Raw genomic sequence first — 14815 nt, forward strand, 5'->3', positions numbered from 1 at the left:
TGTAAAAAAGCCTTAATTGCCTTAAATGTGTAAAACCGTAACCAAAATAGCATTTATCCCATCGGACAACTAAAATAAAAACACCATGAAAGGATCATTCAAAATCGGAAATATTGCAGGGATTAATCTATTCATACATTGGACTTTTTCCATACTTATCGCTTACATCGTTTTTAGCAACTATCGTGCGGGGCAAAATGCTGAACAGATAATATGGTCGGTAATTTTCATACTGAGCATATTTGTCACGGTTTTAATGCACGAAATGGGTCATGCGCTGGCTGCTAAAAGATTCAACATTATCACCAAGGATATTACTTTATTGCCCATTGGTGGTCTTGCCCGTATAGAATCAATGCCCGAAAAACCCAAAGAAGAATTAATAATTGCTATTGCAGGACCTGCTGTTAATATTGCTATAGCCATGATTACCGGATTATTTATTACAATACCCGACGCAAAAGTTTTAAACGAGCAATTAATTAGTGGAATTAACGCTAACAATTTTTTTCTTGCTTTTTATTTCGTCAACCTTTGGCTGGCATTGTTCAATTTTATTCCCGCTTTTCCAATGGATGGCGGAAGGGTGCTAAGAGCATTGCTTGCCATGAAATTTGAAAGACAGGTTGCTACTAACATTGCTGCCAGAATCGGACAGATACTCGCCTTAGGATTTATTTTTTTAGGCTTTTATTACAATCCTTTTTTGATTTTTATAGGCCTGTTTGTTATGCTTTCCGCACAGGCTGAGGCCGAATACACTCAGGTAAAATCAATGTTAAAAGGATATAAGGTAAAAGATGTTCTCATGAAACATTACCAAAAAATTGATGCTGGCGAGAAAATAAAAGCAGCCGTCCAAATGTTGTTGAATGGCCAATCCAAAAATTTTTTAGTAACTGAAAACGATGAGCCTGTTGGAACATTAAGCAGAAATGAAATCATAAAAGCACTATCAGAACAAGGTGAAAATGAGTTAATCCGAAATGCGATGAACAGCAATCTGATTTTTCTAAACACCGATGCTCTTCTTGAAGAGGTCTTTCAGCAAGCACAGCAAAATAAATCAAACTTAATGCCTGTGATGGAAAACAATCGGCTAATAGGCGCAATAGACACTGAAAATATTTTAGAATTTATAATGGTAAAAGATATCCTGAAAAAGGAAATGTAAAATAATTTCCAACCATTTGAAATAATAGCAATCATGAGTAATTTATATTTACACATCATCGGCTTTATAATTGCAACTGCGATAATCGTTGTAACCGGAACCCGGCTTTCAAAATACGGCGATATGATGGCTGATATGCTCGGTTGGGGAAAAATGTTTATGGGAATTATCCTTATGGCATCCGTAACTTCGATGCCCGAATTAATGAATGGAATAAGTTCTGTTGTCATTTTAGATGCACCAGATCTTGCCGTTGGTGATATTGTCGGAAGCTGTGCTTTCAATATTCTTATCATTTCCATGATGGATTTGTTTTATGATCACAAAAAGCCATTAACATCAGTAGCTCAGACAGGTCATGTGATTGCTGCATCCTTTGGTATTATATTGCTGAGCTTTGTTGCCATTGCCATTTTAATGCCCGATATTTTTGGAACCATAATATGGATTGGAGAATTCAGCCTGTTATTTCTCATTTTATACTTTATTGCCATTCGGGTTGTATTTCTTTACGAAAAAAAAGGGCGTATTCTTCTGGAAGAAACTAAACATACCTTTCCCATCACCTTAAAAAAAGTGGTTCTCAAATTTGCTATGAATGCCGTTATTTTGATGGCTGCTGCCATGCTATTGCCTTATTTCGGGGAACATCTCGCCAAAGCTAGCGGATTGGGACAAAGTTTTTTCGGTACCTTATTTATAGCTGCTTCCACCTCATTGCCCGAAGTTGTAGTATCTATCGCTGCAATACGGATGGGCACTATTGACCTTGCCATAGGTAATATTTTTGGAAGTAATATTTTCAATATTGCGATTCTGGCACTTCAGGATATTCTATACACCAAAGGTCCCATTTTCCAGTATACAAGTCCCAATCATATTGTACCGGTGCTTGGCACCATTATCATTACGGCAATTGGTATTGTCGGCATCGTTTTCAAGGAAGAAAAAAAATGGAAACTGGCCATCGATACCTATTTAATAGTGTTGGTATATGTGTTAATGATGGGCTTATTATATTATATAAAATAAAAAATAAAAGCGATGAACTGGCATTTACTCCCTCTATCAGAAATAACAGAGTTGTTAAATACAACGCCATCAGGTATTGATAATGTTACTGCTTTGAAACGCTTGTCAGAAAATGGAAAAAATCAAATTGAAGATAAAAAAAAGAAAACCATTTTGCAGATGGTATTGCATCAGTTACTTGATTTCATGATCTTAATCCTTATTATAGCAGCAATTATTTCCGGAATATTGGGCGATGTAACGGATACCATAATTATTCTTGCCATTGTTGTCATTAACGCTCTTGTCGGGTTCATACAAGAATACCGTGCAGAAAAAGCGATGGAAGCTTTAAAGGATATGGCCGCAAATTTTGCCCGAGTTATTCGCGATGGAAAAATGATTGATATTCCCGCTTCCGACTTAGTTTCAGGTGATGTAGTGGTACTTGAAGCCGGCAATATCATTCCTGCTGATGTCCGGTTTTTTGAAACACACCAGTTAAAAGCAGATGAATCTGCCCTTACAGGTGAATCACATAATGTGGAAAAAAATCCTGATGAGCTGCCTAAAGCAGACTACCCGCTTGGCGATCGTATCAATATGGGCTATAAAGGGACGTCAGTTACCAACGGACGAGGGCTAGCCTATGTTGTGGCAACCGGAATGAATACAGAACTGGGACATATCGCAAAAATGATTCAGACCGATGAAACTACTACACCGTTGCAAAAAAGATTAGCCTCTTTTGGAAAACGATTATCTGTGGCCATATTGATTATCTGCACTGTTATATTCTTTATCGGTTGGTTGCGTGGGGAATCTATTTTAACCATGCTGATTACTTCCATTTCGCTTGCTGTGGCTGCCATACCGGAAGCATTGCCCGCATTGGTAACCATTGCACTTGCCTTTGGCGCCAAGAAATTAGCAAAAAGCAATGCGCTTATCCGAAAGTTACCGGCTGTTGAAACCTTAGGTTCGGTAACTTATATCTGCTCTGATAAAACGGGAACCCTTACCCTGAATAAAATGACCGTACAGGAAATTTTTGAAACTTCAGACACAAAATATAATGCTGTTTTTACAGAAAATAAGATTCTCCTTAATGTAATGGCATTAAATAATGATGTCGCAAAAGATAAAGAGGGGAAATGGCTTGGCGATTCAACCGAAGTGGCATTGGTACAATATGCTTTCAATGAAAATTTAAACCGAGATGATTTAGAATTAAAATATCCACGAGAAGCTGAATTACCTTTCGATTCCAAACGAAAGTGCATGACCACCTTACATCGCATCGATAACACGAATGAGGTTATTGTCATTACAAAAGGTGCTGTTGATGTATTATTTGACAAATTGGATGACAATCAAAAATCGCGTATTCCTGAATTTGAACTCAAATCAAATGAAATGGCAGAACAAGGATATCGTGTTTTGGGATATGCAATGAAGACCCTTCCATCATTACCCGAAAAATTAAATGCAGACGAAATAGAATCGGGACTAACACTCATTGGTTTTGCCGGGATGATTGATCCGCCACGTGAAGAAGCAAAACAAGCGGTTTCCGAATGCAAAGAAGCCGGCATCATTCCGGTTATGATTACCGGTGACCATAAACTTACCGCCAAAGCCATTGCTGAAAAACTGGGAATCATTTCCTCAGATGAAGATCTGGTGCTGACAGGTTCTGAACTTACCGGATTATCTCAGGGAGAATTTGAGAAAATCGTCGAAAAAGTAAAGGTTTATGCCCGTGTAAATCCGGAACAGAAATTAAGAATCATTAATGCCTTGCAATCAAAAAATCACTTTGTTGCCATGACTGGCGATGGCGTGAATGATGCACCCGCGCTTAAAAATGCCGACATTGGTATTGCCATGGGAATTAATGGCACGGAAGTATCCAAAGAAGCCTCACACATGATTTTGCTTGATGATAATTTTGCCACTATCGTTGTTGCCGTAAAACACGGGCGAAAGATATTTGATAATATCCTGAAATTTATCAAATATATAATGACCGGAAATTCAGGGGAAATATGGGCCATATTTCTAGCGCCGTTTTTCGGATTGCCCATTCCGCTTTTGGCCATACACATTCTTTGGATCAATCTGGTTACCGATGGTTTACCCGGATTAGCACTGGCCTCAGAACCATCCGAAGCAACCATAATGAAACGGCCACCAAGAAATCCGAAGCAAAATATTTTTTCAAACGGTATGGCGATGCATATTTTATGGGTAGGATTTTTAATGGGCTCAGTAACCATTGGAATTCAGGCATGGGCAATATACGATACGAACGCACATTGGCAAACGATGGCATTCACGGTGCTTTGTTTTAGCCAGTTGGGGCATGTAATGGTCATTCGCTCAGAACGGGAATCTGTTTTTAAAATAGGTTTTTTTTCCAACAAACCCATGCTGGGCGCCTTACTGATAACTATCACACTTCAGTTTATGGTTATTTATACGCCCTTTTTTAACAATATTTTCAAAACACAACCACTAACTTTTTATGAGTTGGTTATAACCCTGGCGGCCTCAAGCATTATATTTTGGTCAGGGGAATTTGAGAAATGGATTAAAAATATGAAAAATAAATCCACTCATTAAAAGAATTCAATTTAGCAAAAATCAAAATAGTCTTGGAATTCAGGAGCTGATGAAGGGATAGATTTTACCAGAATTTTAATCATATTAGCGGAAGATATAAAAAGGCGCATTAGGAATAATGTCAAGCTATTTTAGATAAATGCGTCGTCCTAAATAAAATAGATTGACTAAAAATTTAGATTTTAAAATACATTCACTTTCAGAAATTAAATTTTGAAAGCGTTTTTTTGGACAAAATATCGAAAACCCCAAATTTGACATTAGAGACCTCAAATTTGGTGTTAGAGACCCCAAATTTGACGTTATAAACCCCCAAATTTGATGTTATGGACCTCAAATTTGGCATTAAAGACCCCAAATTTGATGTTATGGACCTCAAATTTGGCGTTAGAGACCCCAAATTTAACGTCTGTAACGTCAAATTTGACCTTTTTTACATTAAACCACTAATTCAGAAGAACAAAATTTTAACGTAACGGAATGGCTTGCCGGTAAAAGTATCAAGGAAATTCAGGAACTGATGAAGAGATAGATTCTGCCAGAATTTTAATTATATTAATAGAAGATATAAAAAGGTGCATTAGGAATAATGTCACGCTATTTTAGATTAATTGGAGAATATTTTTTTAAAAACCTTGTTATATAAACAAGTTAGGCGTCATTGCATTGCGAAACCCCGCACTCAGATATTTGGAATAAGAAATAAAAAAACAACTTAAAAAATTAAAATTATGGCACTTATCAATCCTTACATTAACTTCAACGGAAATGCCGAAGAAGCATTCAATTTTTACAAATCAGTATTTGGCGGAGAGTTCGCAAAGATTATGCGTTTCAAAGATATGTCATCCCGAAACTTCGGGACTGAATTTCCAATAGCAGAAAATGAAGCCAATAAAATAATGCACATTGCTTTGCCTATTGGCAAAAATATTTTAATGGCGAATGATGTTCCAGAAAGTATGGGTAGAGTAAATGAAAATGAAAACAGATCTAAAATATCTATTAGTGCAGCAAGTCGTGAAGAAGCCGACAAGTTATTTAGCGGACTTTCTGCGGGCGGAAATATTGAAATGCCTATTGGCGAAAGTCCCTGGGGTTCCTATTTTGGGATGTTTAGAGACAAATTCGGTATTGAATGGATGGTGGATTTTGACCCAAAATATAACGGAAAAATATAAGCAGAAAACAACGAGTGCCTAGCAGCGGTTTGCAACAATGGCTTTAGTAGTTTTTCCCTTAGGAAAAAACGCTGTTAATTCCAATTTTCGTCTATATTTGTGATAGTCAGTGATAGTTCCTGCCGCTGCTTACAAGCAGCTGGACGTTAGCTGTAACTTTAAATCAATAACAATTAAAATTAACTGTGAGAATGAAAATCTTTAGAAAAAGTGGAATCAAATTATGTCTTTTTATATTAATATCGATTTTATCCTCGTGTGCACTAAAACCAATACCTAGTGAATATAATTCTGTTAAATTAGATGTTGTAGACACTAATACTTTAGGAAACGGAAAAATAATGATATATAATGGTGCAAATATTCTACATTCTGTCGATAACACCGCTAGGCTAAATGTTTGGATTGACAACAAATCTATAGGACAAATTAGACCTAAAGAATATCTAATAATTGACTTAAAAAACGGAAAATATGAATTTACTGCGCTTCATATTGATATGGTAAACATGAAAAGTAAACATCAAGTAGAAATTAATGAAAATACGAAAGTGATTAGGATTGAACCTACAATAACTTCTAATAAATTGACCATAACGGATGAATTACCCAAAAATTTCCAAAAATACATTTATACCTTGGATAGACATTAATTGAAACAAAGCTACAGCTAACAGGCATTATCTTTAAAAACACATTTTTAAGAAGCTTCCTTATAATTTTAAAATTAAGTGACCAATTTATAACAGCCTCCTATTCTATAACAAAAAAGTTCCGAAAATTCGGGACTTTTTTGTTATACTAAATTCAAGTTTATTTACTCAAATACATTTTTTATTTGAGCAAATAATTTATAAAAATCTAAAATGATTAAAATTTTACTATATTTGAAAAGTAAGAATTTTATTGTATTTACGCGCAATCGACAACATCATTATTGTTGGATACATTAATTTTACTCACCAAACATGTAACAAATTAACATTACAAATATTATGAAAATTTTTAATTATTTTTCTTTATCCTTTCTTTTTATTGCTCTAATTGGTTGTTCCAGTGACAACTCAAGTGACAACACCAGTCAATATGCAATGACAGCTAAAATAAATGGCGTTTATTACGAAATGAACAATGTTTTTGGTACAAACGAATCAAACACAACAATTTGGGATTATTATCCTAGTTCAGAATTTATACGATTACAAGGCAGCATCGGTGGTTTGGGTGGTGGAAAAGAAATAAACATTTGGATTAAACGAACTGATTTAGTAATTGGCACACATCCATTAAGCGTAGAGACGTATGACGGTACAAAATCTCATGTTGATTTAATTGACAATACAAATGCTGAATATGAAGATACCTTTAGTGGTTCTATTTCAATTACTGCAGTAAATACTACAGATAAAACAGTAAAAGGAACTTTTTATTTTAATTCTGCTGATGAAGCAAATGCCGCATCCCCGGTTACCAATTTTACTACAACCGAAGGAACTTTCAATTATAGATATGATGTTGACTAAATTCGAATAAAAGTTCATTTAATTTAACAAAAAAGTCCCGAAAATTTTCGGGACTTTTTTATATATAATAAATTCAGGCTTATTTACTCAAATACATTTTTCTTCTGGAGTACAATTCATAAAACTGATCATCTTTCAAATCATCAATAAACAAGATACTTTCTCCTGTTGATTTCATTTCTGGTCCTAAAGCTTTATTCACATTATGGAATTTACTGAAAGAGAAAACCGGTTGCTTAATAGCAAATCCTTTCAATTGCGGATTGAACTTGAAATCCGTTACTTTATTATGCCCTAACATTACTTTGGTTGCATAATTTACATAAGGTTCACCATAGGCTTTCGAAATAAACGGAACCGTACGGGAAGCTCTCGGATTGGCTTCAATGATATACACAATATCATCTTTTATCGCGAACTGAATGTTGATTAAACCAACAGTTCTCAAAGCCAATGCTATATTTTTAGTATGATCTTTAATCTGCTGCATCACAAATTCCCCTAAATTAAACGGTGGCAAAGTGGCATTACTATCTCCGGAATGCACGCCGCAAGGTTCGATGTGTTCCATAATTCCGATGATGTACACGTTTTCGCCATCGCAAATAGCATCCGCTTCGGCTTCAATGGCTCCGTCTAAATAATGGTCTAAAAGCAATTTATTCCCAGGAATCGATTTTAACAAATCAATTACATGCTCTTCCAATTCTTTTTTGTTGATGACGATTTTCATCCCTTGGCCTCCCAAAACATAGGATGGTCTTACCAAAAGCGGGAAATCTAAAACATCTGCCAAAGCCGAAGCTTCATCAGCCGTTTCTGCAATTCCAAATTGTGGGAAAGGGATTTTTAAATCGGTTAAAAGTTCTGAGAAACGTCCTCTGTCTTCGGCTAAATCCAAAGCATCGAAACTAGTTCCCAAAATTTTGATTCCGTATTTCGATAGTTTTTCAGCCAATTTCAAAGCCGTTTGCCCGCCCAATTGCACGATAACGCCTTCCGGTTTTTCATGACGGATGATATCGTAAATATGTTCCCAGAAAACCGGTTCGAAATACAATTTATCGGCTGTATCAAAATCAGTGGAAACCGTTTCCGGATTACAGTTGATCATGATGGTTTCATAACCGCATTCGGATGCCGCCATTACGCCGTGAACGCAAGAATAATCGAACTCAATTCCCTGTCCGATTCTGTTAGGGCCTGAACCCAGCACTACAACTTTCTTTTTATTGGTTACAATACTTTCGTTCTGAACATATCGTTCTCCGGTTGCCGTTTCAATTTCAGCTTCAAATGTGGAGTAATAATAAGGGGTTAGTGCTTTGAATTCTGCCGCACAAGTATCTACTAATTTGTAAACCCGGTTTACTTTTTGTTCTTCACGCAATTTATGAACCTGACTTTCCAGACAGCCCATCATGTGTGCAATTTGTCTGTCGGCGAAACCTTTTTGTTTGGCTTCGAGCATTAAGTCTTTAGGTAAATTATCAATTTTATACTTGGAAACTTCTTTTTCTAAAGTATATAATTCTTCGTATTGTTTCAGGAACCACATATCGATTCTGGTGATTTCGTGAATCGTGCTCAATGGAATTCCCATGGCAATCGCATCATAAATCACAAAAACACGATCCCAACTTGCAAAAGTCAGTTTCTCGATAATCTGTTCGTAGTTTTTATATCCTTTTCCGTCCGCTCCCAGCCCGTTTCTTTTAATTTCCAAAGATTGTGTGGCTTTGTGTAAAGCTTCCTGGAACGAACGTCCAATCCCCATTACTTCCCCTACAGATTTCATTTGCAAACCTAAAGTCCTGTCGGCACCTTCGAATTTATCGAAGTTCCAACGTGGGATTTTTACGATTACATAATCCAAAGTCGGTTCGAATAAAGCCGAAGTCGATTTTGTAATTTGATTTTGCAATTCATCCAAATGATAGCCTAAAGCTAATTTTGAAGCAATTTTAGCAATTGGATAACCCGTTGCTTTTGATGCTAAAGCAGAAGAACGAGACACACGCGGATTGATTTCAATAGCCACGATATCTTCTTTTTCATCTGGAGAAACGGCAAACTGCACGTTACAACCTCCTGCAAAATTCCCGATACTGCGCATCATTAAAATGGCCATATCACGCATTTTTTGGAATGTCGTGTCCGATAAAGTCATCGCTGGCGCCACAGTGATACTATCTCCGGTATGGATTCCCATTGGATCCATATTTTCGATAGAACAAATGATGACCACATTGTCATTTTTATCTCTTAAAAGCTCTAATTCATATTCTTTCCATCCCATTAAAGCCTTATCTATTAAGACTTCATGAATAGGCGACGCTTCCAACCCACGGGTTAACAAATCGTCGAAGTCTTCTTTTTTATAAACAATCGCAGCTCCGGTTCCGCCCAAAGTAAACGATGGACGAATTACTAACGGAAACCCGAATTCCTGTGCAATTTCTTTTCCTTCTAAGTAAGAAGTGGCCGTTTTTGCCGGTGCAGCAGGGATTCCTATTTTTTCTAAAAGCTGTTTGAATTGCTCTCTGTCTTCGGTAATGTTGATGGCATTGATATCGACACCAATTAATCTTACATTAAAATCCTCCCAGATTCCTTTTGCATCTGCTTCCAGACACAAATTCAAAGCGGTTTGTCCTCCCATAGTTGGCAAAACAGCATCAATTTGCGGGTGTTCTTTTAGGATTTGAATGATTGATTTTGTAGTAAGCGGCAATAAATAAACGTGATCCGCCATAGATGGATCGGTCATGATGGTTGCCGGATTGGAATTAATCAGAATTACTTCTATTCCTTCCTCGCGTATGGAACGTGCAGCTTGTGAACCTGCATAATCAAATTCGCAAGCCTGACCGATAACGATTGGTCCTGAACCTATTATTAAAACCGATTTTATGGAATTGTCTTTTGGCATTGTGTTGTAGTTATTGTGTAGTTATTTTTATGCTTCAAGTAAGGTTTAACAGCTTATAATTAAAGCTTTTAAACTCTTTAATTTCACGACAAGGTATAAAAAAAGGCGATACTAATAGAAGTAACGCCTTTATTTATGTTTAAATAAACATTATTTTTTGTGTCTTGGTTCGCAAGAAACTGTCAATTTGTGTCTTCCTTTAGCTCTTCTACGTGCAAGAACTTTTCTTCCATTTGCAGAAGCCATTCTGTCCATAAATCCGTGCTTATTTCTTCTTTTTCTTTTCGATGGTTGAAACGTTCTTTTGCTCATTTTTTGTTATCTTTAAAATCTTGAATTAAAATATCTGTGATAGGTTTAAAACGTGTTGTCTCAAAACCGAGTGCAAATATACAAAGACTTTTTTTTCTGGCAAGTAGTTTTGTAAAAATATTTTAAAATCCTTTTACTATCTTTGCACTCTCATAAAAACACATACTATGTTTCACAGAAATATTAAACTTATAATCGCCGGACTTATTACTATTGCAGGCATTTGGCAATTTACGGAAGGAAATATCGGAAACGGGATTTTCCTGATCTTATTGACTGCTATTCCTATTTTTCTTTATTTTAAAAACGAATTCATTTTATTGGCTTTCCTGAAGCTGAGAAAACAGGATTTTCCCGGGGCTCAAAAATGGCTGGCCTTTATCAAAAACCCAGAAACGGCTTTGGTAAGAAAGCAACAAGGATATTTCAATTATTTACACGGAATTATGTTGTCTCAAACTAATTTAATCCAAGCAGAAAAATACTTCAAAAAAGCAATCGAATTGGGATTGTCTATGGATATGGATTTGGCTGTGGCAAAATTGAATTTAGCCGGAGTAGCCATGACCAGAAGAAGAAAACTGGAAGCCACTAATTTATTGAACGAAGCCAAAAAATTAGACAAGCAAAACATGCTGAAAGATCAAATTATAATGATGAAAGGACAATTGAAGAAAATGTAATTTTAAATAAAAAAAATCCTTTTTGTGATATTTTAAACAAAACCACCTTCTGAGGTGGTTTTTTTATGTAATAGAGGTATTTAATCGAGTATTTTAACAATTCAACGGGTATTTTATGCCATGGTTTATAAATGATCTAATCTTGCATCAGATTATGGATTATTATGGCTAAAAAACTACTTACACTATTATTTATACTTTCCTTTTCAACTACTTTCAGCCAAGATTCGGCTGTTTATTTCTCTGATGCAATAAAAGCCAATATCAATACCTACAACAAAGCAAGTAATCGTGCTTTTGATAAAAAAGACTTTATCGAAGGACAACGTTTATTCGATTCTTTGGTTCAATATAAATTATTAGGCACACAATTTGACGATTTTACCATTAAAAGTTATAATTCTAAAAGCGTAAAATTAAACAAAATCAACAAGCCCGTTTTCATTATTACTTATGCTTCATGGTGTGTATTAAGTAAAGGAGAAATTCCTGCTTTAAATAAATTAGCAAAAGAACATCGTGATGACATTCAATTTATAGTGTTGTTTTGGGATAAAAAATCCAATATCAAGAAAATAGCACATCAATTCAGTAGCAATATTAAAATTTGTTATGCCGATGAAGGTTATGACAATGATTACCGGATTGTTTCCACAATAAAACATACTTTAGGTTTCCCAACTTCCTTTTTTATCGATGAAAACAAAAAAGTAATCAGCATCAAACGCATTTCAAATCAAATGAAACCAAGAACTTCTTTTGCTATTGCTTTGTCTTTGAGCTATGACAACTTCAGTAAAAACATAAATGAATCCATATTGAATAAAACAGTAGTTCATTCACGCTTGGTTGCTAATTAATACCCTCCTAAAGGAATTTCAATACTGTATTTCTTCTTATTTATGTTATCCAATTTTTTATCTCTTAACCAAGGATTATGAATTTTCAGAATTTTATAATTAATCCCCTGAGTTTTGGCAAAATCAGCCAAATCAGAAATAGTACTGTCAACTTCAACTTTCCTTGTTGGTAAAAGTTCATATAATTCTTGCTTTGGAACAGAAAACCCATATTTTTCAGGATTTTTCATAATTTCCTTCAACGCCAAAATCCTAAAGACATATCTTGAGGTTTCATCATTTAGCAATAAATCATAATAATTCGATACTTTTTGACTTTCGATTTGTCTGTTTACCCCATTCATTCCGCCATTATAAGAGGCAGCTGCCAAAGTCCATGAACCAAATTTATTTTTTGCATCTAATAAATACTTGCAAGCGGCTTCAGTCGATTTCTCTAAATGATAGCGCTCATCAACAGTTTCGCTGACTTCCATTCCTATTCCTTTCGCTGTATCAGGCATAAACTGCCATACACCTCTTGCTCCTGCGCTTGAAACTGCATTGGTCAAAGCACTTTCGATAACAGCCAAATATTTGAAATCATCAGGAACACCATTTCTTTTCAAAATAGGTTCTATCACCGGAAAGGCACGATTGGCTCTTTTAATAATTAAAATAGTTGACGCGTGAAGATTCGCATTGACCAGCAATTCCCTGTCAAAACGCTCACTCACATCCGAAATATGCAAAGGGGTCTTCTCTCCGGAAAAATCAACTTCCACCGGAAAATAATTTGCAGTTCCTTCATGCGTGATTTTATTTTTATTTTCATAGGAAATTCCAAAAAATGAAACACCGCTTATTACAACTACTGAGGCGATTATGCCTGCTTTTTTTATCCTATTCATATTTTCTTTTCTTTTTATTGATTGGTTAACTCACAAAAACCAATCCATTTATACTTCTTTCCCTAAAATAATATTCGGTAAATTCTCATTAAACCACTTGTATTTAATCAAAATCATGATGTGCGTTCCTCCTTTTACAACAATACAATTTTTAATATTTTTGATGGGAAAAATTTCGTCTGCATCGCCATGAATATGGATCACCTTTTTATCTGCTTCCGTCCTATTCCACAAAATCATTTGTTCAATCGCCCAATCTAAATATGCTTTTTCACGCATTGACAAATACTTTTCATACAATTTCAATCTTTGCTTTATTAGGGTTCCAAATGAAAATTTAGATAAAATTTCAACATTTTGAAACAAGCTTGTCGGAACTAATTTATAAGCTTTTGTTGATTTTGCAATTTTCATTCGCAAAGGCAATTCCAAATTCGTTTTTACGCTCGAAATAATAATTAATTTTCTCAAATTTAAAAATTCAGCCATTTCTTGTACCAAAACCCCTCCAAAAGAAACTCCTATCAAAACAGCATTTTCATGTTTGACATTCTTTGCCATTCTTTTGGCATAATCCGTCAAAGTTTCTTTGGCTTCTGGTATTTGCCAATCCAATAAATGAATTTCAAAAGTATCTTCGGGTAAAACTATTTTTTCGAAAATTAATGAACTTGCCGCTAATCCGGGCATGAAATAAACTGGGATTTTTGTCATTTATTGGTTTTTAACGCTAGTATAACAAGATTAAAACTATATAATCATGAAATTTACATAAAAATAGTTTTTTTGAGCGATTCCAACTTCAATCCCATTTTAATTTATCAATAAATTATGAATACCCAACTATTTAAATATTTTGAATGAAGCAAAGTTGATTTTGGCTTGCAGGTTTAAACATTACGAAATAAACATCATCATGAAAGGTCGAGAAAAAACCTTACAATTATCTATTTTTTCCGATAAAGAACACGTAACTCCGAGATATGACAAGAAATCATTTGATATTGAAAGTCAAATCAATACCTTTGTAAATGTAGTTCCGCCACATTACAAAAATGATAAAAATGCACTTTTGGTTTACCAGCAAACATTTTTGAATTCAGGCATTTTTGAAAGTGCAGAAAACAACAACTTACAAATTAAATATTCCAGAAAACGATGTTTTACCTCTCCTTAATTGACGTAAACTATCAAACTTTGAGCCCCAAGGATGCCATCGGAATAACCGATTTTAACCAATTTGATCTTGTTGTAAAACAAAAATCAAAAATACTTTTAACAGAAGTATCAATAAAGCAAAACTAATTATGGAAGCACAAGCAGCTATGGAAATTAAAGACAACACTTTTTCAAGACAATTTGAAACACTCGTGGATGGAAAGTTAATTTCGTTGGAATATTCTTTTCAGGAAAAAAAGATTTTTCTAACAAAAATTAATGTTCCCGACCAATTTGAAGATGAAGAATTCATAAATGATTTGCTAAAAAACATCATGGCCATTGCCTATGAACGCAAACTTAAAGTGGTTCCTATTCTTCCTAAAATTGCCGCTTTCTTTAGAAAAAACACCATTTACAGAGATTTATTACCACCAGGAATTAAAATATAATTTTTTTAATTCCT

At 34.9% G+C, this 14815-nt stretch carries 14 protein-coding genes; 10 read left to right on the forward strand and 4 right to left on the reverse strand.

The features are described 5' to 3' along the window. Positions 1–85 precede the first annotated feature (85 nt). From VI621_RS14430 to VI621_RS14455, 6 genes are all read left to right on the forward strand, one after another. Positions 86–1174: a site-2 protease family protein gene (locus tag VI621_RS14430; RefSeq protein WP_324219109.1), complete on the forward strand. Its 1089-nt coding sequence runs from the start codon at positions 86–88 to the stop codon at positions 1172–1174. A 33-nt stretch (positions 1175–1207) separates the two neighbouring features. Continuing rightward, positions 1208–2206 carry a hypothetical protein gene (locus VI621_RS14435; protein ID WP_324219110.1) on the forward strand — a complete coding sequence of 333 codons (999 nt, stop codon included), beginning with the start codon at positions 1208–1210 and terminating at the stop codon, positions 2204–2206. 12 nt (positions 2207–2218) lie between these two features. Further along, complete coding sequence (locus VI621_RS14440) at positions 2219–4810, forward strand: cation-translocating P-type ATPase (RefSeq protein ID WP_324219111.1); 2592 nt, start codon at positions 2219–2221, stop codon at positions 4808–4810. A gap of 731 nt (positions 4811–5541) precedes the next feature. Next, the gene (locus VI621_RS14445; RefSeq protein ID WP_324219112.1) at positions 5542–5991 is read left to right on the forward strand and encodes a VOC family protein; all 450 of its coding nucleotides are present in this window, start codon (positions 5542–5544) and stop codon (positions 5989–5991) included. A gap of 341 nt (positions 5992–6332) precedes the next feature. After that, positions 6333–6644, forward strand: coding sequence for a hypothetical protein (locus tag VI621_RS14450; protein WP_324219113.1), 312 nt, complete (start codon positions 6333–6335; stop codon positions 6642–6644). A 342-nt stretch (positions 6645–6986) separates the two neighbouring features. Further along, complete coding sequence (locus VI621_RS14455) at positions 6987–7514, forward strand: hypothetical protein (protein WP_324219114.1); 528 nt, start codon at positions 6987–6989, stop codon at positions 7512–7514. A gap of 79 nt (positions 7515–7593) precedes the next feature. On the opposite strand, the gene carB is transcribed toward VI621_RS14455, so the two are convergent. Together carB and rpmH are read right to left on the reverse strand one after the other, a co-directional pair. Beyond that, positions 7594–10446 (reverse strand): carbamoyl-phosphate synthase large subunit, encoded by a 2853-nt coding sequence (gene carB / locus VI621_RS14460; protein WP_324219115.1) that lies wholly within the window; start codon positions 10444–10446, stop codon positions 7594–7596. Positions 10447–10596: 150 nt separating this feature from the next. Next, a complete protein-coding gene (rpmH, locus tag VI621_RS14465; RefSeq protein WP_007136275.1) occupies positions 10597–10758 on the reverse strand; it encodes a 50S ribosomal protein L34 in 162 nt (53 codons plus the stop codon). A 167-nt stretch (positions 10759–10925) separates the two neighbouring features. Here rpmH and VI621_RS14470 point away from each other — a divergent pair, with 167 nt between their 5' ends. Together VI621_RS14470 and VI621_RS14475 are read left to right on the forward strand one after the other, a co-directional pair. Then, positions 10926–11441, forward strand: a complete 516-nt coding sequence (locus VI621_RS14470) for a DUF2892 domain-containing protein (protein ID WP_324219116.1) — start codon at positions 10926–10928, stop codon at positions 11439–11441. Between the two features lie 164 nt (positions 11442–11605). Beyond that, the gene (locus VI621_RS14475; RefSeq protein WP_324219117.1) at positions 11606–12301 is read left to right on the forward strand and encodes a TlpA family protein disulfide reductase; all 696 of its coding nucleotides are present in this window, start codon (positions 11606–11608) and stop codon (positions 12299–12301) included. Here the strand turns inward: VI621_RS14475 and VI621_RS14480 are convergent. After that, entirely contained in the window at positions 12298–13191 is an 894-nt protein-coding gene (locus tag VI621_RS14480; protein ID WP_324219118.1) for a lytic transglycosylase domain-containing protein, read from the reverse strand. The genes VI621_RS14475 and VI621_RS14480 overlap by 4 nt on opposite strands. A gap of 48 nt (positions 13192–13239) precedes the next feature. Next, on the reverse strand, positions 13240–13905 hold the full coding sequence (locus tag VI621_RS14485) for an alpha/beta hydrolase (protein ID WP_324219119.1): 666 nt from the start codon (positions 13903–13905) through the stop codon (positions 13240–13242). Between the two features lie 202 nt (positions 13906–14107). On the opposite strand from VI621_RS14485, the gene VI621_RS14490 reads away from it, so the two are divergent. Continuing rightward, positions 14108–14368, forward strand: a complete 261-nt coding sequence (locus tag VI621_RS14490; protein WP_324219120.1) for a hypothetical protein — start codon at positions 14108–14110, stop codon at positions 14366–14368. Positions 14369–14498: 130 nt separating this feature from the next. Beyond that, a complete protein-coding gene (locus VI621_RS14495) occupies positions 14499–14801 on the forward strand; it encodes a GNAT family N-acetyltransferase (protein ID WP_324219121.1) in 303 nt (100 codons plus the stop codon). The last annotated feature ends 14 nt before the right edge of the window (positions 14802–14815 follow it).

Origin of the sequence: Flavobacterium sp., from assembly GCF_035292545.1 — a bacterium.
Lineage (GTDB): Bacteria > Bacteroidota > Bacteroidia > Flavobacteriales > Flavobacteriaceae > Flavobacterium.

What these genes read in the sequence shown, in the direction of transcription:
- VI621_RS14430 (WP_324219109.1), top strand. Translation starts at nt 86, where the DNA reads ATGAAAGGATCATTCAAAATCGGAAATATTGCAGGGATTAATCTATTC.
- VI621_RS14435 (WP_324219110.1), top strand. Translation starts at nt 1,208, where the DNA reads ATGAGTAATTTATATTTACACATCATCGGCTTTATAATTGCAACTGCG.
- VI621_RS14440 (WP_324219111.1), top strand. Translation starts at nt 2,219, where the DNA reads ATGAACTGGCATTTACTCCCTCTATCAGAAATAACAGAGTTGTTAAAT.
- VI621_RS14445 (WP_324219112.1), top strand. Translation starts at nt 5,542, where the DNA reads ATGGCACTTATCAATCCTTACATTAACTTCAACGGAAATGCCGAAGAA.
- VI621_RS14450 (WP_324219113.1), top strand. Translation starts at nt 6,333, where the DNA reads ATGATATATAATGGTGCAAATATTCTACATTCTGTCGATAACACCGCT.
- VI621_RS14455 (WP_324219114.1), top strand. Translation starts at nt 6,987, where the DNA reads ATGAAAATTTTTAATTATTTTTCTTTATCCTTTCTTTTTATTGCTCTA.
- carB (WP_324219115.1), bottom strand. Translation starts at nt 10,446, where the DNA reads ATGCCAAAAGACAATTCCATAAAATCGGTTTTAATAATAGGTTCAGGA.
- rpmH (WP_007136275.1), bottom strand. Translation starts at nt 10,758, where the DNA reads ATGAGCAAAAGAACGTTTCAACCATCGAAAAGAAAAAGAAGAAATAAG.
- VI621_RS14470 (WP_324219116.1), top strand. Translation starts at nt 10,926, where the DNA reads ATGTTTCACAGAAATATTAAACTTATAATCGCCGGACTTATTACTATT.
- VI621_RS14475 (WP_324219117.1), top strand. Translation starts at nt 11,606, where the DNA reads ATGGCTAAAAAACTACTTACACTATTATTTATACTTTCCTTTTCAACT.
- VI621_RS14480 (WP_324219118.1), bottom strand. Translation starts at nt 13,191, where the DNA reads ATGAATAGGATAAAAAAAGCAGGCATAATCGCCTCAGTAGTTGTAATA.
- VI621_RS14485 (WP_324219119.1), bottom strand. Translation starts at nt 13,905, where the DNA reads ATGACAAAAATCCCAGTTTATTTCATGCCCGGATTAGCGGCAAGTTCA.
- VI621_RS14490 (WP_324219120.1), top strand. Translation starts at nt 14,108, where the DNA reads ATGAAAGGTCGAGAAAAAACCTTACAATTATCTATTTTTTCCGATAAA.
- VI621_RS14495 (WP_324219121.1), top strand. Translation starts at nt 14,499, where the DNA reads ATGGAAGCACAAGCAGCTATGGAAATTAAAGACAACACTTTTTCAAGA.